Origin of the sequence: Planktothrix mougeotii LEGE 06226 (assembly GCF_015207485.1) — a bacterium.
Classification (GTDB): domain Bacteria; phylum Cyanobacteriota; class Cyanobacteriia; order Cyanobacteriales; family Microcoleaceae; genus Planktothrix.
In genome coordinates this window covers 1-25,132 of the sequence record NZ_JADEWU010000016.1, presented here as the reverse complement: position 1 = coordinate 25,132, position 25,132 = coordinate 1, and the positions used below count along the sequence as shown (strand labels likewise).

Genomic DNA, 25,132 nt, shown 5'->3' with positions numbered 1-25,132 from the left:
ATTATCATTATAGTTAAGTCAAGTCCCATGCCAAGGGTGCTAGTTCGTGGCGGGTGCTTGGTAAAGTGAGCAAGAAGGTACATTGAGGACATCAACATGAGGTTGTGCGTTTATCCCCCAATGGTAATGCTATTATTGGGGATCGGTTTAATCAGTGGGTGTAACACCGTTTCTACACCTAAAAATTTGGCTGAAAATAACCCCTCACCCGCAACAAAAACATCAACGGAAACTGCTAATTCTGTAATAGATATTACGGTTAGTATTATGCCACAAAAATATTTTGTAGAAAAAATTGGGGGTAAGAATGTTCGAGTTAATGTGATGATTCCCCCAGGGGTTGATTTACATAATTATGAACCCAAACCTCAACAATTACAAGCCTTAAATGATGCCGAAGCTTATATTACCGTTGGTGTTGCCTTTGAAACCGCTTGGATGGATCGAATTAAAGCCGCGAATCAAACCATGTTAATCGTGGATTCAACTCAAGGAATTGAGAGGATTCCAATGGTGGAACATCACCATGAAGAAGGAGAAAGTCACGGGGTTGAAGAAACTTTAGATCCTCATATTTGGTTATCTCCTAAATTAGTTAAAATTCAAGCTCAAAATATTTATAATGGCTTAGTTAAAATTGATCCCAATCGTCAAGCTGAATATCAAGCTAACTTAAATCAGTTTATCACAGAAGTTGACCAACTCGATCAACAAATTAGCCAAAAATTAACCCCCCTCAAAAATCGTAAATTTATGGTATTTCATCCAGCTTGGGGTTATTTTGCCGCAGATTATAACTTGGAACAGGAAGCCATTGAAGTTGGGGGACAAGAACCCAGTGCTGCGGAGTTAGCAGATTTAATTTCTGAGGCTAAACAAGACAATATTAAAATTATTTTTACCCAACCTGAATTTAGTCCGCGTTCTGCGGAAACCTTAGCGAAAGAAATCGGGGGGAAGGTTATTTTTATTAGTGATTTAGATGAAAATTGGTCTGATAATTTATTAAAAGTTTCTGAAACCTTATCTCAAAGTTCAAACCCCTAATCATTTTAAAGTTAGCCATGATTTTACTTCCTAAATTTACCTTTGTACCCGTGTCAAATTCTCAAGATTTACCCCCAAACCCTTATCCAAAAAACGAAGTCATCCGTTTAAACCAAGTTTGGGCGGGTTATGATCCCCATGAACCTATTTTAGAAGAGATTAATTTAACGGTTCATGAATTAGATTTTTTAGGATTAATTGGCCCTAATGGAGGCGGGAAAACCACCTTAATTAAAGTGCTTTTAGGGTTACTTAAACCGTTAAAAGGAGAGGTTAAAATTATGGGTCGTTCCGTAATCCAAGGTCGGCGTTATTTAGGGTATGTTCCTCAAATTTTAGAGTTTGATCGCAATTTTCCCGTCCGGGTGGATGAAGTGGTAAGAATGGGACGGTTAGGAAAGCGTTCTTTATTCCAACCCTATACAAAAAAAGATGAAGAAATCGTGATTCAGGCTTTAGAAAAAGTAGAAATGTTAAACTTAAGAAATCGCCCCATTGGGGAATTATCGGGAGGACAACGACAACGGGTTTATATTGCCAGAGCCTTAGCCAGTGAACCGCAAATTTTACTCTTAGATGAACCTACGGCTAGTGTTGACCCTAAAATGTGCAGCAGTATTTATGAATTATTACTTAAACTGAATGAATATATGACAATTGTAATGATTACTCATGATATTAATACCATGTCTTCCTATGTTAAAACTATTGGCTGTTTAAATCGACGTTTACACTATCATGGAGAACAACAGATTACCCCGAAAATGTTAGAACAAACTTATCAAAATAGAGGGAATAGGGAATAGGGATAATACTTCTATTAATTATTTAATTCATCCGCTTTTTGTTGGGCTTGTTCTTGATTTTTACGATATAATATGGCGCGATCTTGGGCTATTTTATAACGTTCAAAATCAGGAGAGACTTCCGCCATTAAATCAGCAGCTTGTTGCCATTTTTGAGCAATTTCTAACCATTCTTGACGGGTATCCGCAACTTGTCCTTCGGCGACGGCTTCCATGGCAAGTTTTACGGCTTGGCTAAACTGTTCTGCTGAAGATAAAGGTTGTTGAGGGGAAGGAGACACTTCAACCTTGTATTTTCGGTGAGATTGTAAGGCGTTGAATAATTGAAATTGTAACTCGCTGTAGAGCCACAATCCTATTAATCCTAATAGTAAACTTACCCCAATACCTAAAATTAAACTCAGTGAAAATTGACGTTTTTCAGGCTTAGAATTTGAGGATAAATTGTTGACAATGGGTTGATTAGGGGGAGAACTTTGAGAGGGAATGGTGTTAAACCACCGGTTAAAAAGATTGGGTTTTTTGAGAATAATATCTTCTGACCAGAGTAACTGCTCTTCTGGATCTTGGCTAATGGTTTCTAACCAAAGTAATTGCTGTTCTTTCAAGATGCGACTATTAATTCGGACTCGGCGAATATTACGCGGAGAAATAGACTCCAAAATTTCACGAATTTTAGTGACAATGGTTGTTTTTTCTAAAGATTCAGGATTTTTCGCCTCACAAAGCAGTTGCAAAACATCATGGGTAAAAACAGCACGAGTTCTTACCCCTAAATCAGTCATTTGTTCATTAATTACTTGAATGATGGCTGCAACACGACCATTATGGGCTTGTTTAGCAATGTCATTCATAGCAGTTATCAGTTATCAGTTATCAGTTATCAGTTATCAGTTATCAGTGTAGAGACGTGCCATGGCGCGTCTGTACCAGTTATCAGTTATCAGTGTAGAGACGTGCCATGGCGCGTCTGTACCAGTTATCAGTTATCAGGGGAAGATTTAACAGTTTATATTAATAGTTGTTAGGTAAGAACTAAAAACGGATGACTGATGACTGATGAGAGATTATTTTTGAATAAACTCTCCTAATTTACGGGTGATGGTTTCAATTAATTCTGTTTTAGAATGACTGGGACTATCCATCTGGGTTTCCAAACGTTGAACCACTTCTGGAGGAAGATTCAGTAATTGCAATAATTTCTGATAAGCCGCTGCTTCTTCCGGGTTGATTTTAGGTTCATCGGGGGTACGAGCACTGGAGTTAATCACTTCATACCCTAAAACAAGTACCAGTTCGCGTTCGGCTTGAGTTTCGAGTTTGGGAATTAACTCGTCTAAGGGAATATTCTGCATTAAATAATCCCTTAATTCCTGTTGAAGTTGTTGCTGTTGTTGTTCCTGTTTGGCGAACAAACGGCTAAACTGATTCAACATCACGTCAACTTCTTCTGTTGCTAATTCTCCATCAGACCAAGCCATCGAGGTTACAACCCGCAATAGATTCATTTGACGGGGTGTAATTGAAGGAGGGGGAGGGACTTCCATCGCTGAACCTCTGAAATATTTCCCCCTATCATCTCATAAATTGTGATAAGGACACCCTAACCAGCCTTCAAAATTTCGTTTTTGTTGCGGGGTTGGTTGGCTAACAGAAACAATTTTGTAATAATTAGGACGGGGAGATGTCAACGTGGCTTGACAAGTTCGCAACAAATCTTGATGAAAAAAGGTTAATTCTACTGTATCGCCCGGTTTGCAATCTTTTAACCGTTCCTGGAATTGGTCAGAGGTGACTTTAAATCCATTAATGGCTAAAAGTTCATCCTGAATATCTAATCCTGCGGCTTCAGCCGGACTTCCGGTTTCCACAAACTTAATAATTTCTCTACCTTTTTCGGATGCAAGTTTGCAGCCTAAATAGGGAGTTTCATCGGTTGTTTCAGCAATTAATTGTAACCCAAAGGGTTCTAAATATTGATTGTAGGGAAGTTCATCCAGTCCATACAAATAGTTTTGGAAGAAATCGCTTAACGAGATTTCAGCAATAGATTCAATTACCTGTTCTAATTGTTCGGGAGTAAAACCAATTTCCGGTTGACCAAATTCTGACCACATTTGACGCATAACATCATCGAGCGATCGCTGATTTCCCTGTTTTTCTCTAATTAATAAATCCAGTAAAAATGATACCAATTCTCCTTTTAAATAATAAGAGATTTGATTATTATCACTATGGGGTTCGCGGCGATAAAGTTTAATCCAAGTATCCCAACTTGACTCACTTAAGGGTTGAACTAACCGCCCTGGAATAGTTTGTAACCGAGTAATATCTTTAGCGATCGCATTCAAAAAGCCTTTGACATCAAAAATTCCCGCTCGATAGGGAATCACCATATCATAATAGCTGGTTGTTCCTTCCGAAAACCACAACGAAGAAGTATAATTTTCCTGTTCATAATCAAATACTTCTAAAGCTTTGGGGCGAATTCGTTTCACATTCCATAAATGGAAAAATTCATGGGCGACTAACTGCATAAACCGATTATATTTATCAGTATTGCGAAACCCAAAACGAGAATAAATTAACGAACAAGACTCTTTATGTTCTAACCCGCCAAACCCTTGATTATAAAGATGCAATAAAAATAAATAGCGTTTGTAGGGTAAGCCACCAAATAATTCAGATTCGGCGGTTATAATTTTTTGAAAATCCGTGAGTAACCGTTCAGGATTAAGATTTCCTTCCCCCCAAATTGCTAATTGATGGGATTTTCCTTCAACTTGAAATTCATATAACCGATGGGTTCCAATTTCAAAGGGACTATCGACTAACGTATCAAAATCAGCCGCATAAAACGTATTAATTTGATGAGAAACCGTTGGTAAAATTGTGGTAACTATCCAATTTTTAGGCGTTTCTATAGTAACTTGAATCGGGTGTTTTTCATATCCCGGTACATACAGAAATAAAGCCGCCCCATTAAAATAACCATGAGACGAATCTAAATGATTGGTTCTAACACTTAATTCATTAGCAAAAATGCGGTAGGAAACTCTAATTTCCGTTGCAGATTTTGATTGTATTTGCCAATGATTTTTACTAACTTTTCTCCATTTTAAGGGGTTTCCGTCCTGATCACAAACGCCCCAATCTTGTAAATGTCGGGAATATTCCCGCACTAAATAAGACCCTGGAGTCCAAACGGGCATTTTTAACACTAAGGGGGAAGATGAAAGAATATCTCCTCGAATCTGTAACCTAATTTCAAATAAATGGGATTCGGGTTGAGGCATTCCCACCCAATATTGTAAAACAGGAGTAACCTCAGTCAAAGAATCAGGACGAGTTTGAGTTGCTTCAGTCATAATTTTTATCCTTAAAAAATAGTTCCTAATCTGAAATCTAATTATAGATGAAGAAACGTGATCCTCCCTTATCCCCTTGTAGAGACGTTCCATGGAACGTCTCTACAAGGGGAAATATGTAGCTAACATTTAGGTATTTCAGATCAACAATAACTTTTCTCAAGAAATAGGGAATAGAAAACAGGGAGTTCATTCTATTTTCCCTATTCCCTATTCCCTATTCCCTATCTATTAAAATAGTTTCGGCTTTATTGACTGGCAAGATGGTTTAAATGTTTGAGATTGAGCAAATGAATCACTTGCCGTTCTTCATCAATCGTCATCCAGCCTTTACTCATAATTTTATCCATTATTTTGCTTGTTTCTTCCAAAGAAATATCTGTAACATCCGCTAAATCTTGGAAGGGAATATTAAAAATATCTGCCCCTTTTTCAGTGGGCTGACCGTAATTTTCAGCTAATTCTACGAGGGTATTGGCGAGTTTTACGGCTGGAGGTCGGTGACGAATTTGATAGCGTTGGTTGGTTTGGCGCAAACGACGCACCATCAATTGCAACATTCGATGATGAAGTTGCGGATCTTTAAACAACGTCTGGATAAAGCGTTGGGCAGAAACACTAATTAATCGGACTGACGATAAGGCGATAACATCATTAGCACGGGGAGATTCATCTAAAATCGCCATTTCTCCAAAGAAATCGCCGTGTCCTAAAATGGCTAATGTTACCACTTCATCCCCAGATAAGCGTCGGACTTTTACCCACCCAGAAACGACAAAATAAACGGCATTCCCCCAAGCATCTTCCATGACAACGGCCCGATCGGCGGGATATTCATGTTTGACAGCAACGGATAGCAGCCATTCTAATGTTTCAGGATTGGCCCCCTTGAATAGTGGAAAAAGCTCGCTAAAAGCTTCAGTTTGCATGAGAATTTGCTACGCTTATTAAGGAGTAGATTATCGATCCACTCTATTGAATATTACTAAGATATCTCATAAATTGATCGACTGGCAAATAGAAAAACGGGTTAACCCGTCTAAATTCGGTTAACCCGCAAGCTTGGGAACGCTTTGACCAACTATTTTTGGACGACCAATTTCACGTTGGCATTTTGCAGACCGCGCTGTTTGACATCAGCTAAGGTCTTGTTAACGGCGTACTTTTGATTAATGGAGTTGATCAGTTCGGTCTGGTTGTGTTTTTTAGCAACACCCCACAGATCAGCAATTAAATCGTAGGTACCATCGCTGTTGCGAGACCAACCGAGGTCATATTCGCCTTCAAGAACTGCAACCAAGTCGGCGCGAACCCGTTGGCCATTGTAACCCCGGACATCTGCGCTGGTTTTGGTGCTAATGCCCAGATCACGCAGAGAAGCTTTCAGGATTTCGGAATCGGTGATTTTGGTACGCAGTGTGCTAAAGTGAGACATTTAGGTATCCTCCGTGGAACTGAAAACGAAACAACAACGGTTTGGTTAGAATCAATGCCGCCTTTAATGATTGGACGGCTTTTTTTTTGGGAACTGCTAGACCTTATCGGTAACTAGCCTTATCTCCTATTTGGACTAGGAGTAAGCTTTTAGAACTCCATGCGCTGATATTCAGCGACGGAGGACGCAGCCGGACGTGCACGCTGTCTTGCCCAATCTCGTAGTGCGGTGACCTGTTCGTTCATGGTCTTGGACAAGGGCAAAGTGGACTTAATCGCGGCAATGATATCAAGCTGCGTAAACTCGCGGTCTTGAGCAAAAGCCTCGTACATCGAAGCGATTACGGCTTGCTCAATTTCTGCTCCAGAAAAGCCTTCGGAAACCGTAGACAGTTGTTCTAAATCGAAGCGCTCGATTTCCCGACGGCGTTTGGACAGATGAATTCTGAAAATATCTTGGCGTTCTTCTTTGGTTGGTAGATCTACAAAGAAGATTTCATCAAATCGCCCTTTTCTGAGGAATTCTCCGGGTAAACGTTCAACGCGGTTGGCCGTTGCCATCACGAATACAGGAGAGCTTTTTTCCTGCATCCAGGTGAGGAATGATCCAAAGATCCGGCTAGAGGTTCCACCATCTGAGTCAGCACTTCCGGCACTTCCGGCGAAGGATTTATCTAATTCATCGATAAATAGAATCACCGGAGAAATAGATTCAGCCGTTTTTAAAGCGTTTCTCAGGTTGGCTTCGGAACGTCCCACCATTGAACCATCATACACCCGACCCATATCTAATCGGAGTAGGGGTAATCCCCATAACCGAGAAGTGGTTTTGGCAATCAGGGACTTTCCGCATCCGGGTATCCCTAAGATTAACATTCCCTTGGGTTGGGGTAAGCCATATTCTCTGGCTCTTTCGGTAAAGGCGTTGGAACGTTGGTGCAGCCACCGCTTCAGTTCTTCTAAACCCCCCACTGAATCGATTGTTTCATCGACATCAATGTATTCTAAAATTCCATTGCGTCGAATCAGTTGCTTTTTCTCGGTGAGAACAACATCAACTTCTTCTTCAGTCAGACGTCCGGCGGTAACTTGGGCTTTCCGGTACACCTTTTCAGCTTCATCCCGGGTTAAGCCTAATGCTGCTTTGAGCAGTTTTTCTCGTCCTTCAGTGGTTAAACGTCGAGACCGGGCTTGTTCCAGTTGGGCGGTTAAGACTTGGTTAAGTTCCTTCATATCGGGCAGAGCGAAGTCCAGAACCACAACTTCTTTCTCTAGCTCGATGGGAATAGATTGAATTGGCGACATCAAGATGATCGTCTTGTTTGTGCCTTTGAAGCTTGCGATCGCATCCCGTAAACACCGGGTCACTTCAGGAGAATCTTTGAAGGGATGCAAATCTTTAAAAATATAGATACCTCCGCTTACGTTAGGCTCTCTATGTCGAATCACCCATTCAATCGCCGCTTGAGGGGAAACGGTGTTGGACTGAACTGCTGTTCGCGCTTGATCATATTTGACTAAGCCACGAGTGACTGTCCACACATATACCTCTCTCTGGCGTTTGGCTTGCGCGATTTTGGCGATAGCCTGCTCAGACCGCTCTTCCTCAGAGGTGACGAGGTAGATCAGAGGATATCGGGCTTCAATTAAGATACTAAGTTCTTCTTGCATAGTCCTCGATCCAATAGAGACGGTGTAACGTTTACAGGATTTTTGATTCCTAACGTCCGATTCTGAACACAACTCGCGCCAGCATCGAAGCCAGGGATTTAGCAGGGAACCAGTTCTTCTTCTCCCGATTGGGCCGTTGTCGATTCAACATCTCTGACGGATTGGACGGGGAGTTCATCATCGGATAGGATACTGGGTTGCTCTCTTAATGAGGTCAATTCCCCTTCCTTCATGACGATGGAACTGGAACAATCTGGACAGGAGTAAACCCGATGGGTTTGTCCGTAGGATGTCTCCACTTCGTCTACCAATTCGGGATTAGTCAGGTAGAAAACAATGGCTCGTTCGGCAATGGATGACATCGGTTCTGATTCAACTGCCGCTTTAATTTTTAATTTGCGGTGCAGTTCAGGCGGAAGATAGAGAGTTACCTTTTGCTTATTTTGCATAGGACAGTGAACTTGTGTACCCGGGTATGTATTTCAAGATAACGAACCGTTTCTCAGATGTCAAGACGCTATACCTCTATGACGGCATTATTGTAATATTTCGTTACATTTTGGGGTGGGCGATTAATATTTTATTGTAGGGGTTTGGTCCCCAAACCCAGGTACAAAGAGGGTTAGGAGGGACATCACCCCTACAGAATATTTCATCCGTACTATAGGGATAGTGATATATATAAGGAGTTGAGTGACTTTGGTTCGGATCATGAACAATCACCCCAGACAACCCAGAGAATCTTTAAATAAAGCGTTTCTGAAAGTTAAAGTCAGCAGGAGCGATATTGAAGAATTTAAGGCTAATTTGCTTCATCTCCTTGATCACATTAATGACAAGGAGTCAGAAGAATTTCATAAAAATCTCATGGCTGATTTTCTTAAAAATACCTATTATAGTCCCAACTATTTTATTAATACCAAAGAACGAAACGATTTAGTTATTCATAATCAAAAAGAGTCTAAAAGCAGTGTCGGTATTATTTTAGAAGTTAAGAAACCTAAAAATAAAGCTGAAATGGTTAAGCGTGAAAACCTTAATGTTAAAGCTTTACAAGAGTTGGTTTTATATTTTTTAAGAGAACGGATTAACAATAAAAACCTAGAAATCAAATATTTAATTGTTACTAATATTTATGAATGGTTTATTTTTGATGCTCAGACTTTTGAAAAATGTTTTTTTGAAAATAGGAACTTAATCAAACAATTTGAAGAGTTTGAAGCCGGACGCTTAACAGGTAAAACAACGGATTTTTTCTATAAGGAAATTGCTAAACCTGCCATTGAAGCTATTAAAGATGAAATAATATTTACTTATTTTGATATTCGAGATTATGAACAATTGGTTAGAAATAATAACCCTGAAGATGATGAAAAACTAATCGCTTTATTTAAGTTACTGTCTCCTCAACATTTATTAAAATTACCCATTGCGAATGATAGTAATACTTTAGATAAAGGGTTTTATAGTGAATTACTGTATATTATTGGTTTAACGGAAACCAAAGAAAAGAATAAAAAACTAATCCAACGTCTACCCAAAGATAAACAAAATCCAGGTTCATTGATTGAAAATGCTATTTTACAACTCGATAGTTTAGATAAAATTTCTCGACTAGAAAACCCCGAACAATTTGGCGAAACGGAACCGGAACAACTTTTTAATATTGCGTTAGAATTATCGATTACTTGGGTCAACCGGATTTTATTCTTAAAATTATTAGAATCACAATTAATCACTTATCATAAAGGAAATTCTGATTTTGCTTTTTTAAATACAAATAAAATTCATGATTTGGGTGATTTAGATCGGTTATTTTTCCAAGTCTTAGCGGTTAAATCCAGTGAACGTAAACCGGATTTAAAAGGAATATTTGCTCAGGTTCCTTATTTGAATAGTTCCCTCTTTGAACCCACTGAACTTGAACATCAAACTATTGTCATTAGTAACCTTAGAGAAGAAAAACTTCCTATTTTTCCGTCAACGGTTTTAAAAGATGCTAACGGAAATAAACGCACGGGAGAACTCAACACCCTACACTATTTATTTGAGTTTCTGGATGCTTATGATTTTAGTAGCGAAGGGTTAGAAGGAATTCAAGAGGAACAAAAAACCTTAATTAATGCTTCGGTTTTAGGATTAATTTTCGAGAAAATCAACGGTTATAAAGATGGGTCATATTTTACCCCAGGGTTTATTACGATGTATATGTGTCGAGAAACTTTGCGGAAAGCCGTTGTTCATAAATTTAATGAAATTAAGGGTTGGAATTGTGAAACCTTAGATGATTTGTATGATAAAATTGAAGATAGAACAGAAGCGAATCAAATTATTAACCGTCTGAAAATTTGTGATCCGGCGGTGGGTTCAGGACATTTTTTAGTATCGGCGTTAAATGAAATAATCGCTATTAAACATGATCTGAAGATTTTACAAGATTCTAATGGGAGACGATTAAAAGAATATCAAATAATGGTAGAAAATGATGAATTAATCATCACCGATGAAGAAAATCAACCGTTTATCTATACTCCTCAAAACCGAGAAAGTCAACGCATCCAAGAAACTTTATTTCATGAAAAGCAAACGATTATTGAAAATTGTTTGTTTGGGGTGGATATTAACCCGAATTCGGTTAAAATTTGTCGGTTACGGTTATGGATAGAATTGTTAAAAAATGCCTATTATAAAGCGGATACGAATTATACGGAATTGGAAACTTTACCGAATATTGATATTAATATCAAGTGCGGGAATTCTTTAATTAGTCGTTTTCCTTTGGATGCAGATTTAAAACCAGCGTTAAAGAAAAATAAAATTGAGATTGAAACTTATCAAAAGGCGGTTGAAACCTATCGTCATGCTGAGAATAAACAGCAAAAGCGAGAGATGGAAAAGTTAATGAATACCATTAAAGGTAATTTTAAAACCACACTTCAAGGAACTGACCCCAAGAAAACCAAGTTAAGACAGTTAGAGGGAGAAGTTTATAGTTTAGAAAATCAACTTTTATTATTTGAGGAAACGAAAGCAGAACAAAAAGCCAGGGAAAGGAAAATTGCTAAGTTAAATAATGAGATTGATAAGTTAAGGGTGGAAATTGAGGAAATTGAAAGCGGTAAAATTTATGAAAATGCGTTTGAATGGCGGTTTGAGTTTCCTGAAGTGTTGGATGATACAGGAAAGTTTATTGGGTTTGATGTTGTGATAGGTAATCCGCCTTATATTAGACAAGAAGAGATTAAGGAATTTAAGGCAATTTTACATAAAAATTATCAATGTTATACAGGTATTAGTGATATATTTGTTTACTTTTATGAGCTAGGGTTGCACATATTAAAACCAAAAGGTAATTTAATTTATATCTCTTCTAATAAATATTTGAGAGCAGGTTATGGTGAAAAGTTACGTCAACTTTTGACAGATAAAACAACGATTTATAATTTAATCGATTTCGGTGATTTTCCGGTTTTTGAAGAAGCGATCGCTTATCCTAGCATTATCTCTTTAAGTAAATTTAAATCTGACGCGAATGAATTAAAGGCTTTATCATGGGATCTAACAAAAAAACAAAATATTTCACAATTTGTGACAGTTTTAGAGCAGGATAGTTTGATAATTCCTCAGAGAAACTTAAAATCTGATGGTTGGCGACTAGAATCTTCTCAGGTCTTGGACTTGCTGGCGAAACTGCGAAATACTGGTACACCGTTAGGAGAATATGTAAATGGTAGATTTTATTATGGTATTAAAACAGGATTTAACGAGGCTTTTATCATTGATCGCCAAACAAGAGATAAATTAATCGCTGAACATTCTTCGTCTGCGGAAGTTATTAAACCTTTGCTGCGTGGTCGTGATGTTAAAAAATGGCGAGTAGATTTTGCTGATCAATATTTGATCAAAATTGAGTCTTCTGAAAATAAAAAACATCCTTGGTCTGATCAACCAGAAAAAGAAGCAGAAAATATTTTTTATAACACATATCCTGGGATTTTTCAATATTTTAATCAATTTAAGGAAGCCTTAATTAAAAGATGTGATAAAGGTAAATTCTTTTGGGAATTGCGATCTTGTATTTACTGGAAAGAATTTGAAGAATCTAAAATTATTTATCCAAATATTTGTAAGATTAATGAATTTGCTTGGGATGAATTAGGCTATTACACAAATCAGAAGGCATTTATTATTCCTACCCCTGATAAATTTCTACTCGCAGTTCTTAACTCTAGGGTAGTGGGGTTTTTGTTTCAGCATTTACTATCAAAATTACAGGGGGATTTCTACGAACCAAGCTCAATATTTATGAAAGATTTCCCTATTCCCACCTCCAGCCAATCAGAGTGTCAAGCCATAACAAACCTTGTTGAAAAATGTCTTAATCCTCAAGAGGAAGATGTTCAGAATTTTGAAACAAAAATTGATCAACTGGTTTATCAATTATATGGATTAACAGAAGAAGAAATCAAAATAGTTGAGAGGATAACAGATTAGGGAATTAAGATATAATAGAAAGCGATCGCTTAACGTTTAATCATATCTTGATATTTTCTAAAATCGGTAATCGATGACCCAAACGTAACCCTAAAATAATCCATCCTTCTAACGCATCTTGTAAATTTTCTCGACATTCTTCTAAGGTTTTTCCACTACTCCAAACACCCTGACAGTCGGGTATTTCTCCATAAAATATCCCATCCTCTAACATCTCATATTTTGCTCGATTCATGGCTACATAAATATAATCTGTTAACATCATTTAAACTTCCCCTAACAATGACTTGAACTCAACTTCAGGATAATTACCGATCCAAAATCACATATAACCTTTTAGCTCATCTTCAGATATATTTGCAGTTTTCATCAGAACACTTAATGTTCCGAGCTTTAAATCTTGATTCCGATGAACTGGAACAGAAACAATCCTGTTATTTTCAGGATTTTGATAAATATGATGACTGCCTTTAATTCTTTTCAAAATCCAGCCTTTTCTGTCCAATATTTTACAAAAATTTTTCCCAGAAATGGATTTCATACTGCAATTTCTACAATCCGATCAGTTTCTTTTTCCTTTAAACTTTCATTTGCCACCTCTAACCAACCTTGTATCGCTTCTTGCAGATTTTCCATCACTTCTTCCCAAGTTTCTCCTTGGGTAACACATCCAGGGAGTGCAGGAACTTCTGCCCAATACCCTCCCTCTTCTGCCTCGTGAATAATAGCTTTAATATTCATAATTAAGTAAAGCGGCTATTTTTTCTATTTCCCCATTTTAACATTAATGCAATCCTTTACGGTTCGTGCGACGCTATTGTATCCCCTATTTCCCCATCATCTGTTAAATTGATTCAAGATATAGAAATGTATAGAGGCGGTAACTTCCATGCAATATGTTGTTCTGAATGTAAATAATCTGCGGGTTGAGTTTGACACCGATGAACGGACTGTTACCGCCGTTGATGGAATTTCCTTTCAGATTGGACGGGGAGAAACCTTGGGAATTGTGGGAGAGTCCGGTTCAGGAAAATCCGTGACCGCCTTGGCTATTATGGGGTTACTTTCCAGCGCCACCGCGAAAGTAGAGGGAGAAATTGGGTTTCAAATTCCTGAATCTGAAGATTATAGTCCCTATTCTCAACCCGTTAATTTATTGCAACTTTCACCGACTCAAAAACAAACCTATCGAGGCGGTCAAATTTCCATGATTTTTCAGGAACCCATGACCTCTTTGAACCCCGTTTTTACCATTGGGTTTCAATTAACAGAAGCCATTATGCAGCATGAACAATTATCCCCAAAACAGGCGATGTGGAAAGCTGCATCATTATTACAAGAAGTGAAATTACTCCCCAGTGATGATGAATTAATGCAGCAAGCGTTAGAAGCACAAAAACATCAATCAATCTCTCGTTCTCCGCAGGAATTACAAGATAAACGCAGTCGAAAACGAGAAGTGATTCAACAAATTAATGCTCAAAAACGAGCCATGTTAGATCGATATCCCCATGAATTATCGGGGGGACAATTGCAACGGGTGATGATTGCAATGGCGATTTCTTGTAACCCGACGTTATTAATTGCGGATGAACCGACAACGGCGTTAGATGTTACCGTTCAAGCAACTATTTTAGATTTACTTCAAGAATTACAAGAACGCCGAGGAATGGCGATGATTTTTATTACCCATGATTTAGGAATTGTGGCTCAAATTGCCGATCAAGTGGCGGTGATGTTCCAAGGGAAAATAGTTGAATCTGGAACAATTCAGCAAATTTTTACAACTCCTCAAAATCCCTATACAAAAGGATTATTAGCTTGTCGTCCAACGTTAGATACTCCGGCTGAACGTTTACCAACGGTGGCTGATTTTATGGAAATTATTACGCTGGATAATGGAGAGGTAGAAATCCGAGAAAAAACTTTAGTAGAACCTGTTAAAACTTATAATAATATTGCTTTAAAATCTAAGGCATTTTTATCTAGTTTACCCTCAGATCAACCTCTTTTATCGGTTAAAAATTTAAGAGTTGCGTTTAAAATTCCAGGAATATTAGGAAAAACTAAACGATTATTAATGGCGGTTAATGATGTTTCCTTTGATGTTTATTCAGGGGAAACATTAGGATTAGTAGGAGAGTCAGGCTGCGGAAAAAGTACCTTATCCAGAGCGATTTTACAACTGATTAGACCCTTGAGTGGTCAAGTCTTTTTTGAAGGTCAGGATATTACGGCTCCTCCGTTAGAAACCTCGATATTTAGTGGGTTTAAAAATTACCAAAATCAACAACAATTTAATCAAAAAATGCGTTGGGTCAGACGGAATCTGCAAATTATTTTTCAAGATCCTTTTAGTTCCCTTGACCCTAGAATCAGCATTGGGGATGCGGTCATGGAACCGTTAATTATTCATTCAGTCGGACAAACGTTTCAAGAAAAACGCGATCGCGTGGCTTATTTATTAGAAAGAGTTGGGTTAAATCCTGATTTAATGCGACGTTATCCCCATGAATTTTCCGGGGGACAACGCCAACGAATTTGTATCGCCAGAGCCTTAGCATTGAACCCTAAATTTATTATTTGTGATGAATCTGTTTCAGCGTTAGATGTGTCGGTACAGGCGCAAGTATTGAACCTATTGAAAGAGTTACAAGGGGAATTTAATCTGACTTATATTTTTATTTCCCATGATTTAAGTGTAGTTAAATTTATGAGCGATCGCATGATTGTAATGAATCAAGGAAAAATTGAAGAAATGGGAACCGCCGAGGAAATTTATCGCCATCCCAAACAAGCTTATACTCGTCAATTAATTGCTTCTATTCCTTCAGGAAATATTAGAAGTAGTAACTTTAATTGATTAGATACAGGCTAAATCCTTTTCGAGTATCAATATTAAACTTTAATCCCACTTCTGTAGGAGAAGATATTTTAACTTCATTTCTAGGTTGACTGTCTATTTGAATACTCTCAATTCTCGTCAAAGAACAATAAGAGGATTCTTCATTTACTAGAAATAACTTATCTCCTACAGATAAAGTTATATTCTCTACTATTACGATGGCTGCTTTTTGCTTTTTAAACCACTCCGTAACTCGTCCAACTTTTTGAGCTTGTCCAATGGATACTTTTTTTAAAAGGATTTGATAAGTTACTAATTCAGCTAAAGCTTGGCATAATGCTTCGACAAAATCTGCTAAATATAGCAATTCTTGAATTCCTAAAATTTCATTAATTGATCCATGTGCTGCTTTATTCCGATAGTGAATAAATTGTTTAAGTTCTGCTTCGGCGGTATTTTGATTTCCTCGGACTTGCTCTATAAAATATTTAATCTGTCGATAGTGAATAATCCATTCCCAAGCCTTTTCAATTCCCGCTTTAGTGAATAATTCCACTAACGCATCCTTTCTTAAATTTTGTTCATGGAATATAAAAATTTCAGGAAGTAACTCGTATTTTTCATGATCACTAATGGCAGCCAAAAACCCTTGAACCACTTTTTTATAATAAATAGATAGATTTTGGTTTTCAGGGTCTTCAAATCGTATCTTTTTCGGGTATATTAATAATCGTCCAATTCCCTCTCGATGGGTATTTTGAATTGTTTCATCTAAATCGGAATAACTGGAAATTAACTCAGGTAAAAGTTGTAACCATTCGGAGATTAAATCTTCAACAAATCGTTCATAAATGGCGTACAATCGCATTACAGTAGCACAGTGGTCATAGATTTTCCATTCAATTTCTCCAGGAAATTCTTGAGCCAATTCCAGAAAATCATTATTTTCCGGCAATGGATCTTTATTTAAACTTGGTTTTCCAAAAACAATTGCCCTAAGTTTATCATTAGTCTGGAGCATTGCACGAACAGTTGCAATTTTTATACTGGATGTTTCTAAAAGATTCTCAAACATTGCAAGCTATTCTCCAATAACCTGCGATAGCATATCATCAAAGATTTGGATTCGTTGTTGAATTTCTGCTTTACTTTTTCCACCTCCTGTTAAAAGACGTGATTCTTCCCGCTCAAAAAGTTTCTGGGTTTCTTCAATAATTTTTGTTTTTTGATCAATTAAAATTTTAGTTTTATCCAAATGTCGATTAAATCCAACCATGACCGCATCATAATAAGCTTTATAGGAATCTTTCTTCCAAGTTCTAGATTTTGGATCAAAAGGTTTGAATAAATTATCGTTATAAATTTCGTAAGCTAGACTAATTGTTTCTAAAAAAACTTCCTTTAGAACTAAAATATCCTCATCTGAAAAATTTGAACTTTTTATCATATAAAGATCAAGAAATCCTTCCATTCCTCGTTGAAAATGGTCTACATTCCTTAAAGCAAAGAAACGAAGCACTAATTCTGCATCCTCCATTTTTTTATAAAGATTATTGTTTAATAAATTAGGGTCATTTTCATCGATAGGAATTCCCCAAGATTGAGTAAAGATAGGATTACGAGATAATTCTAGTAATAATGAATTAAACTTCCCATGATACAAACAATTCCGTACTTCCTGCTGACTTAAATCTACGCCTCCAGTATTAAAACGTTCAAAACTTTTCTGTTTGAGGAACAAAGCTGTTTCAGGATCAGAAGTTGATTCTGCAATAATAACAATAGATGAGATGGATCGACGATCAATTCCTGCTTTAACTTTAATTGGAAGTTGATCATAAGTACGTCCATTGATTTCTGGCCAAAGTTCGAGTCCTGTTAGTTTAAGTTTGTTTTCATAGAACTCTTTAATTGCTGTAATTCTCTGTTGACCATCCATGACTTCATAAGAGTTGTAATCTATTTCAAACAGAATAATGGGTGGAACAGGGATATTAATTAGGAATGACTCAATTAATCGTGACTTCATCTTGTCATCCCATCGAGGTCTTCTTTGGTAAACGGGTTGTACATTCATATATCCGTTTTTTTTTAAAGCCTCAGCAAAGCTAGGCAGCTTTTCACGATTAATTTCAGTTAGGATGCGGTTTTCTTGGGAGGAGTATTTATCATTAATTTCTCCATCCGACATTTTTTTTTGACGTTTTGAGGAAGATTTCTCCCACATTTTTTCTTCAACTGGCGCAAAGAGCATTTTCTCTATTCTCCGTCAACAGTATTCTTGTGAGTGATTTTAGCATTCCTAAGCTCACATGACAAATTACCACATTCGAGGGTTAAACTTATTTTGAATACAATAAAAGACCTCAACCCAGACTCGCTGAATAAAGATCTTAAAAAATATAGAAAAAACTTTATAAAATCTGTAAATCATTTAACCTTACTGCCAATATTCATTATATCTTCCAGGGGAAGGACGGGAAAATAGGCCTAATAACGGCCCCAGAATAGCCCCAAAAATGAATCCTCCAGCGTGTGCCCAATAGGCAACACCGCCTTGCTGCATTCCCACATTAGCAGGAACTCCTAATGAAATTAAACCATTAAAGGCTTGTTGTACAAACCAAAAACCTAGAAAGAAAATAGCAGGAACTCGAATCGTATAGAAAAAGAATCCTAATGGAATTAAGGTTAATATTTTAGCTTGGGGAAACTTAAGAATATAAGCTCCCATCACTCCGGCGATCGCTCCACTTGCACCTAAAGAAGGAACGGAAGAGTCAGGAGAGAAAAACCACTGAGTTAAGACGGCTAAGACTCCACAAACGAGATAAAAAATTAAAAATTTAATATGTCCTAATTCCTGCTCAATATTGTTTCCAAAAATCCATAAAAATAACAGATTAAAACCAACGTGCATAATTCCAGCATGAAGGAATTGAGAGGAAATTAAAGTAAAAGGTTCGGGGACGGATTGACCAACAGAAACCCCATCAAAACTGGCGCTGAGTTGGTTAGGAACGACGGCATACAACTGAAAGAATTTTTCTAATTCAGGGGGAGTTAAACTCAGTTCATAGAAAAAAACCAGAACATTAATGATGATTAATATATAAGTAATAATCGGTGTAATTCGGATCGGATTTTCATCATTTAAAGGAACCATTGATTTTTTCCTAGAGATTGAATGAGCAAGATTGAGGATAAATAGTTATCAGTCAACAATTAACAATTCATGTTATATTGTATTAAATGAGCGACAATAATTCACTCAAAATTTGATAATAAATTGCGATTTATTGCGGACTGACAACTATTTAAAGACCGCTTTGAATTCAAGTTTTTTTACATTACACTGGCAGCAACCGCTTTTTTACTCACATTAGAGCGTCTACCATTAGACTCTACACCTTCCCCTTCAATAAAGGAACGCAACATCCATGCCATTTGTTCATGTTGTTCCATTAATCCGGTTAGGAAATCGGCTGTTCCTGCATCATGAAAGTCTTCGGCACATTGATCAATATGTTCACGAAGATTACGAATAATTTGCTCATGATCATTCACTAATCGTTGAACCATTTCGGTTGTGTTGGGAAGATCCCCAGCGTGTTCTTCAATGGAAGCCAGTTTTAAAAATCCTTCCGCCGTCCCAACCGGATAACCCCCTAATGTCCGAACACGTTCCGCCGTCGCATCAATATTTTCAGTTAAGGCTTCATAATGTTCTTCCCAGAGTTGATGTAGGGTACGGAATTGCGGCCCAACCACATCCCAATGGTATTTTTTAGTTTTGATTAAAAGCAGATACATATTGGATATATCTGCATTTAATAATTCTATAACCCCTTGCATTTGCTCTTCAGTTAAACCAATATTTAACTTCGGCATACTTTCAAACCTCCTTTTGAATTTGCACATCTCTTTCCTATTCAAACGAGTCTATTTATTCCAAACATCTACCTTGTGAGAGAACTCTGAGAATTTATAACTTATGAATCTGCTTGTTTTGGGTTTAAATCTTCCTAAAGAAAGATAGACTGCAAAAACAAGTTAATCCTAAATTAGAATCGGGAAACTTCAATCTAAGCGACCTCCAGCGTTAAACCCTACAGCACTAAATAAAGCCCAGGAAATGGACTAATCCCTCCGAGGATAGATGGAAACAACAATAAAAATTGATTACTGTTTAGAAGGTTAATAAATGCTGTTTTGAATCGGATTTTTATTCTCAAGACAGTTAAGCAATTTAATTTTGGAGAAACCAATAATCATGAGCACTGAACAAAAAGGAAAAGCCACCTTAAAAAACGTAGAAGGAAAAGTCCAAGAAGCGGCTGGAAACATTACGGGCGATCCTGAAGATAAAGCAGAAGGAAAAATGAAGCAAACAGAAGCTGCTGCACAACATACAGTAGAAAATGTTAAAGATTCGGTCAAAGAAGAGATCGATAAACATTAATTTGGTTTTGTATTGGTGTTAAGCCCTATACAATCGAATTGATAAATTTTGTCTAGGTAACTGACTCAGTTGCCTAGATCTGTTGTGTATAGATTAAATTCCTTTAAACGAATTTCCATGAATTGCAGAGCATCCCTCAGATTTCAACTCTTAATCTCTCTATCCATGAGTTTAGTTTGATTTCAACTGGATTTCCCATCCGAGGTTTTTGGAAGTTGAGTCGTGTTACACCGTGTACATCCAAACTCTATTGATTTGTGTTAAGGTATTTTTTAGATTTCTAAGAATCCTAATCTTAGTCAGTCTATGAAGCCAATTGAATCGGGCAAACAATTCTACAATTTCCTGGGCTAGACTTGAGGAGCTTTGGTCAAAAAATACCCAATTGACTTGAACTGTATGTTAGCTCCTGTTTCCCCTTTTTTACTCATTCGGTGAGCCTACAGTTGTGATTTTATACTTCTTTTTCACCAGTTTAGTTTTAGTTGCTTTAGGATGGGCTTGGCAACAAAGACAACTAGCCTTGGGCTGGAAAGCGAGCTTAACTGAATTACAGTCAATGATTGAACACCTTGACTGTATGGTAATCGGTTTATCTGTTGATTACTGCATTCAAGAATGGAACCTTAGTGCCGCAAAACATTATGGGTATCAACGTCATGAAGTTTGGGGTAAAAATTACTTAAAGCTATTTGTTCCGCCCTCGATGGGAACAGAAGTGATAACTCATTATGAATATGTTTTAACTACAAAAAAATCCGTTCAGTTTCAACAGTTAGTTTCACTGGCGAATGCAGAAGAAGGGTTAATTCACTGGAATATTAATCCTTCGTTAAACCCCCAAGGCAAAATTAAGGGTTTACTTCTGCATGGCTATGTAGAAAATGCCAACTTTGTTTGGGAACAGAGGATAGTAGAGATTAGAGATCTGATTTTCCAATTTCCCATTGCCATCGCCATTTTTGATACCCAAATGCGCTATTTAGCCTATTCTAAAATTTGGCTGTCCCAATATAACTTAGAAGATCAAAACTTGCTTGGAAAAAGCCATTATGAAGTCTTTCCCGATATCAAATTAGACTGGAAAATAGTTCATCAACAAGCACTCAAAGGGGAAACAATTTCTCAAGGAGAAGATACTTGGGAACGAGAGGATGGAACCCAGCTTCAACAGAGTTGGGTGATTCAACCTTGGTATAAAAAGCCGAGTAAAATCGGAGGTTTAATTTTAGCAACAACACCCATTAGTCAACTGATTGAAGAAAGGGAAGCTGCCTTAGAATCAGCTAGGCATAAATCTCACTTTCTGGCTCAAATGAGTCATGAAATTCGTACCCCCATGAATGGGGTTTTAGGGATGGTTGAATTACTCTTAGAAACTCAACTAACTCCCCAACAACGAGACTATACCTCAACGATTTATTGTAGCGCTCAACATTTATTGACGGTTATTAATGAAATTTTGGATTTTTCTAAACTAGAAGCGGGAGAAGCTCGTTTAGAAACGGTCAATTTTGATTTAGATAGCTGTCTGGAAACGGTGATTGATTTATTAACGGTCAAAGCCGAAGAAAAAAACTTAGAGTTAATTGTCCAAATTGATAGCGATTTACCTCGCCAACTGACGGGTGATGCTTTACGTTTGCATCAAATTCTACTCAATTTAATTAGTAATGCGATTAAATTTACAGAAAAAGGTAACATTATATTAAATATTAAAATATTGGCAGATTATTCTGATAAAATCAAAGTTGAGTTCGCGATTAAAGATACAGGAATTGGAATTGCTCAAGAGTTACAAGCTCAAATTTTTCAACCCTTTTCTTTGGCAAGTTCTAACACCAACCGTCAATATGGAGGCACAGGTTTGGGACTATCCATCTGCCGACATTTAGTCGATCTGATGGGGGGTGAAATTGGGTTTGAAAGTGCTTTAGGTGAAGGGTCTAACTTCTGGTTTAATGTAGAATTATCGAAGGCTGAAACCATCGCTTCAAAACGATTTCCAGAGTTGGAACAGGTGAAATTATTAGTTGTAGATAGTAATCCTTTAGTTCGTAATTCCATCTGTTCCTTTGCTCAAACTTGGGGAATTCAGATCGATGAAGTCGAGGATGGAAACACGGCTTTAACCGTTTGGAAAACAGCCCTGGAACAAGGTAATCCTTATGACATTATTTTAATTGATTTACCTTTATTAAATCGAGAAGGGGTTAAATTAGTTCGGGCTTTACATCATTCCGATGAAAAATCCCCGACCAAAATGATTTTAATGAGTAAACTCAATCAACGCGATCGCGCCGAACAAGTCGTTAATTTAGGAGATTATAGCTATTTATTAAAACCCGTCGCGCCTTTACGTTTTTTACAAACCTTGGTTCTGACCCTAAATCTTAAATCTCCAACTATTTTAACTCGTCTACATCAATGGCAACATCAAACCCATCGTATAGAATCGTTTCAAAATCGCGATCAACGGTTTAACCTACAAGCTCATACTCTGAAAATTCTGTTAGCAGAAGATGATCCGATTAACCAAAAAGTGATTTTGAGTCAACTAAAACTTTTGGGTTATGATGCCGATTTAGTCAATAATGGACAAAGTGTTTTAGAGCGATTAACCTATAAAGATTACGATCTGATTCTGATGGATTGTCAGATGCCTATTATTGATGGCTATGAAGCCACTCAACGCTTACGCCAGCATCCTGACCTGATTCATCGACAGCCTATCGTAATCGCTCTCACGGCGAGTGCCATGTCTTCGGATCGAGAACGTTGCATAGAAGCGGGAATGGATGATTATGTTAGTAAACCTGTAGAATTGAATGCTCTGGGAAAAATCTTACAGCGCTGGAGTTCTTGCAAACTCTCAGACCCAGATCAAAGCCTTTCGGTTTTACAGTCGGTGAATTCATCTGATCGACACCCTGCTTTTGCATTTGAAACCTCTACCTTAGAATCAAATCCTATGAGTGCCTTGACATTTGCCGAAAGTCCTGTCAATTTAGAACGTCTCAATCGTTTACTCAAAGGAAATCTTCAACTGCAACACCGGCTGCTGAATTTGTTCATCGAACAAGCTCAAATCCGAATTCAGAATTTGCATCAAGCTATCCTGAATCAAGATTATAGCGGCATAAAACAACAGGCTCATGCGTTGAAGGGTTCAAGCGCGAGTGCAGCAGTCTTAGAAATGCCAGAAATCGCGAAACAACTTGAAGATCTCGCTCAAGAACAAACTTTAGAGGGTGCAACGGAATTAGTTGAAAAATTGCAGCAGTGTTTAAGTCGAGTTCAAGTGTTTGTGCAAGAGGAAATTTCATTCCGATCCAGCTAACATTGATTTAGATTCAATTAATTAAGCAGACTTTTCTCTGAACGTCGAACACCTTTGATGTTCAGTCTTTTTTTGTTTGATTTTGAGCATCATATTGACTTGATTCAGTAGTTCATCAATATCAATGGGTTTATAAATCACACCATTAGCTTCTCCTTTCGATTCCTGTTTAACTTCAAAAAAACTACAAGCCGTCATGACTAAAATTGGAATAAAAGGTAACTCCGAATTTTGGCGAATTCCTTGAATGACATCATAGCCACTTAAACCGGGCATCATCACATCGACAATAATCAGGTCTGGAGGAGAGTCTTTTACTTGATCTAAAGCAATATAACCATTTTCAGCACATTTAACATGATAGCCCGCCCCTTGTAGAATAGCTTCTACTAAAAATAAAATATCAGGGGAATCATCAACGACTAAAATTGTTGTTGCGGGCAATGAATTAAAATTTGACCACGATGTACACATGAAAAATTTTTTTAATGAATTGAATAAGTTTTGACTGATCAGAATTGATTGTTTTTACATACTATTTCTAGTACATTTTAAGAACGTGGGGAAGTTAACCCCCTTGTAAGTTACATCGTAAACCCCAGTCAGAATAACCGTTATCTGTCTGATGATGTAAATCCTACGTTGTTTTTTAAACGATTAACAAACTAAACCTTAAAAACTTCAACGTGCAGTTTTTTCTATTTTTTATAGAATTTAATCCTTTATTCCTAAGTTCGCTAACGTCAACAACTTTACTTTTGAGTCTGGATTTATTTTGTAACAATTGTAACATAGCTACCCGCAAGGTCGTCAACGGTTTACCCCGCCATTCCCCTTAAATGTATCTTGCGGTAGAGGTAGCTACAAAGCGTGATCGCTTATTCTCTGGATTAACCCTGGAAATTGTAAGTTTAACTGCGTTTTAACCTCTGGTGAATTAAGCAGGCGGGAGCATACCCTTGCCTCAATTGTAGTGAAAGATAGAATCCCCCTCTCCAAATTTAAACAATATTTCCAATTCTCTGTTTAGCTTCAGGGAATCGGAAACAGGAAATACGGAACACAGGGAACAGGATTTTAGTTTCATTCGGTTTAAATCTGGGGTTGAAGTGCTGATTGGCTTAACCTATCTAAATTAAGCAACCTTGCTGTTTTACAGGTTGGAGGTTGTAAGTTTTGTTATGAATATTAGAATTTAAACTCAAAATTTAAGGTTCATTGATTAGTTAACTTTTGTAAAAATTAACTGATATTAAAGCTTTTAAATTTTAAGGTTGTTTTCAACAAAGGATAAAAATTTTATTTTTATATCTCCCCCAACTAGAAAACTCTATTCTATAGAATTATTGCCTGTAATCCCAATTATTATACTCAATATAATCCTGTTAAAGCTGATACTTTTTATGGCATTAGTTAAATTAATTTAATCTACATAATTTTTTATAATTTAAAATTATACTCGTTAAAATCACAAATTTATTGATAACAATAAATTTTTAATAGGGATAATTTAAATAATATTTTTACTGCTTTTGATGATTTTAATCTTGTCTTTAAATATCGGCATAAAATAAAAATATTTCTAATACTTTAGACTGGATTTACACCCTGTTAATTTTATAAGGTTTGGCGAATATACAGTCTCTATTTTTTACTGTAATTTTA

At 37.1% G+C, this 25,132-nt stretch carries 21 protein-coding genes; 6 read left to right on the top strand and 15 right to left on the bottom strand.

Translation table 11 applies throughout. From position 1 onward, the window contains the following. Window positions 1-96: 96 nt before the first annotated feature. Complete coding sequence (locus IQ236_RS09300; RefSeq protein WP_193869004.1) at window positions 97-1,047, top strand: metal ABC transporter solute-binding protein, Zn/Mn family; 951 nt, start codon at window positions 97-99, stop codon at window positions 1,045-1,047. Window positions 1,048-1,064: 17 nt separating this feature from the next. Then, window positions 1,065-1,853 carry a metal ABC transporter ATP-binding protein gene (locus tag IQ236_RS09295; protein ID WP_193869003.1) on the top strand — a complete coding sequence of 263 codons (789 nt, stop codon included), beginning with the start codon at window positions 1,065-1,067 and terminating at the stop codon, window positions 1,851-1,853. 14 nt (window positions 1,854-1,867) lie between these two features. Here the strand turns inward: IQ236_RS09295 and IQ236_RS09290 are convergent, their stop codons facing one another. The 7 genes from IQ236_RS09290 to IQ236_RS09260 all read right to left on the bottom strand — a co-directional run bounded on the left by IQ236_RS09290 (window position 1,868) and on the right by IQ236_RS09260 (window position 8,775). After that, window positions 1,868-2,707 (bottom strand): hypothetical protein, encoded by an 840-nt coding sequence (locus tag IQ236_RS09290; RefSeq protein WP_228041512.1) that lies wholly within the window; start codon window positions 2,705-2,707, stop codon window positions 1,868-1,870. A 213-nt stretch (window positions 2,708-2,920) separates the two neighbouring features. Continuing rightward, window positions 2,921-3,400, bottom strand: a complete 480-nt coding sequence (locus IQ236_RS09285) for a tellurite resistance TerB family protein (protein ID WP_193869002.1) — start codon at window positions 3,398-3,400, stop codon at window positions 2,921-2,923. A gap of 33 nt (window positions 3,401-3,433) precedes the next feature. After that, on the bottom strand, window positions 3,434-5,221 hold the full coding sequence (locus tag IQ236_RS09280; RefSeq protein ID WP_193869001.1) for a M61 family metallopeptidase: 1,788 nt from the start codon (window positions 5,219-5,221) through the stop codon (window positions 3,434-3,436). Window positions 5,222-5,469: 248 nt separating this feature from the next. Next, on the bottom strand, window positions 5,470-6,150 hold the full coding sequence (locus tag IQ236_RS09275) for a Crp/Fnr family transcriptional regulator (protein ID WP_072718977.1): 681 nt from the start codon (window positions 6,148-6,150) through the stop codon (window positions 5,470-5,472). 152 nt (window positions 6,151-6,302) lie between these two features. Then, complete coding sequence (locus tag IQ236_RS09270; RefSeq protein ID WP_072718976.1) at window positions 6,303-6,656, bottom strand: DUF1257 domain-containing protein; 354 nt, start codon at window positions 6,654-6,656, stop codon at window positions 6,303-6,305. Between the two features lie 149 nt (window positions 6,657-6,805). Next, on the bottom strand, window positions 6,806-8,326 hold the full coding sequence (gene ycf46 / locus IQ236_RS09265; RefSeq protein ID WP_193869000.1) for a stress-responsive protein Ycf46: 1,521 nt from the start codon (window positions 8,324-8,326) through the stop codon (window positions 6,806-6,808). Between the two features lie 98 nt (window positions 8,327-8,424). Further along, window positions 8,425-8,775: a hypothetical protein gene (locus tag IQ236_RS09260; RefSeq protein WP_193868999.1), complete on the bottom strand. Its 351-nt coding sequence runs from the start codon at window positions 8,773-8,775 to the stop codon at window positions 8,425-8,427. A 262-nt stretch (window positions 8,776-9,037) separates the two neighbouring features. Here IQ236_RS09260 and IQ236_RS09255 point away from each other — a divergent pair, with 262 nt between their 5' ends. Then, window positions 9,038-12,820 carry a class I SAM-dependent DNA methyltransferase gene (locus IQ236_RS09255; protein ID WP_193868998.1) on the top strand — a complete coding sequence of 1,261 codons (3,783 nt, stop codon included), beginning with the start codon at window positions 9,038-9,040 and terminating at the stop codon, window positions 12,818-12,820. A gap of 40 nt (window positions 12,821-12,860) precedes the next feature. Here IQ236_RS09255 and IQ236_RS09250 read toward each other — a convergent pair whose 3' ends face one another. Genes IQ236_RS09250 through IQ236_RS09240 form a run of 3 tightly spaced genes read right to left on the bottom strand, consistent with a single transcriptional unit; the run spans window position 12,861 to window position 13,561 of the window. Then, the gene (locus tag IQ236_RS09250) at window positions 12,861-13,085 is read right to left on the bottom strand and encodes a type II toxin-antitoxin system HicB family antitoxin (protein WP_228041510.1); all 225 of its coding nucleotides are present in this window, start codon (window positions 13,083-13,085) and stop codon (window positions 12,861-12,863) included. Window positions 13,086-13,142: 57 nt separating this feature from the next. Beyond that, a complete protein-coding gene (locus tag IQ236_RS09245; protein ID WP_193868997.1) occupies window positions 13,143-13,361 on the bottom strand; it encodes a type II toxin-antitoxin system HicA family toxin in 219 nt (72 codons plus the stop codon). Next, a complete protein-coding gene (locus IQ236_RS09240) occupies window positions 13,358-13,561 on the bottom strand; it encodes a type II toxin-antitoxin system HicB family antitoxin (protein WP_193868996.1) in 204 nt (67 codons plus the stop codon). The genes IQ236_RS09245 and IQ236_RS09240 overlap by 4 nt, the downstream gene beginning before the upstream one ends. Before the next feature lie 148 nt (window positions 13,562-13,709). Here IQ236_RS09240 and IQ236_RS09235 point away from each other — a divergent pair, with 148 nt between their 5' ends. Continuing rightward, window positions 13,710-15,683, top strand: coding sequence for an ABC transporter ATP-binding protein (locus tag IQ236_RS09235; RefSeq protein WP_193868995.1), 1,974 nt, complete (start codon window positions 13,710-13,712; stop codon window positions 15,681-15,683). Here the strand turns inward: IQ236_RS09235 and IQ236_RS09230 are convergent. The 4 genes from IQ236_RS09230 to IQ236_RS09215 all read right to left on the bottom strand — a co-directional run bounded on the left by IQ236_RS09230 (window position 15,676) and on the right by IQ236_RS09215 (window position 19,556). After that, the gene (locus IQ236_RS09230) at window positions 15,676-16,740 is read right to left on the bottom strand and encodes an MAE_28990/MAE_18760 family HEPN-like nuclease (RefSeq protein WP_193868994.1); all 1,065 of its coding nucleotides are present in this window, start codon (window positions 16,738-16,740) and stop codon (window positions 15,676-15,678) included. The genes IQ236_RS09235 and IQ236_RS09230 overlap by 8 nt on opposite strands. A gap of 6 nt (window positions 16,741-16,746) precedes the next feature. After that, window positions 16,747-17,919 (bottom strand): DUF262 domain-containing protein, encoded by a 1,173-nt coding sequence (locus IQ236_RS09225; protein ID WP_193868993.1) that lies wholly within the window; start codon window positions 17,917-17,919, stop codon window positions 16,747-16,749. Between the two features lie 186 nt (window positions 17,920-18,105). Then, on the bottom strand, window positions 18,106-18,831 hold the full coding sequence (locus IQ236_RS09220; RefSeq protein ID WP_193868992.1) for a rhomboid family intramembrane serine protease: 726 nt from the start codon (window positions 18,829-18,831) through the stop codon (window positions 18,106-18,108). A gap of 179 nt (window positions 18,832-19,010) precedes the next feature. Further along, window positions 19,011-19,556, bottom strand: a complete 546-nt coding sequence (locus tag IQ236_RS09215; RefSeq protein ID WP_193868991.1) for a Dps family protein — start codon at window positions 19,554-19,556, stop codon at window positions 19,011-19,013. A 382-nt stretch (window positions 19,557-19,938) separates the two neighbouring features. Here IQ236_RS09215 and IQ236_RS09210 point away from each other — a divergent pair, with 382 nt between their 5' ends. Together IQ236_RS09210 and IQ236_RS09205 are read left to right on the top strand one after the other, a co-directional pair. Next, a complete protein-coding gene (locus tag IQ236_RS09210; RefSeq protein WP_190517813.1) occupies window positions 19,939-20,127 on the top strand; it encodes a CsbD family protein in 189 nt (62 codons plus the stop codon). Window positions 20,128-20,575: 448 nt separating this feature from the next. Continuing rightward, window positions 20,576-23,467 (top strand): response regulator, encoded by a 2,892-nt coding sequence (locus IQ236_RS09205; protein WP_193868990.1) that lies wholly within the window; start codon window positions 20,576-20,578, stop codon window positions 23,465-23,467. Between the two features lie 21 nt (window positions 23,468-23,488). On the opposite strand, the gene IQ236_RS09200 is transcribed toward IQ236_RS09205, so the two are convergent. Then, the gene (locus IQ236_RS09200) at window positions 23,489-23,911 is read right to left on the bottom strand and encodes a response regulator (RefSeq protein WP_228041508.1); all 423 of its coding nucleotides are present in this window, start codon (window positions 23,909-23,911) and stop codon (window positions 23,489-23,491) included. Window positions 23,912-25,132: the final 1,221 nt, after the last annotated feature.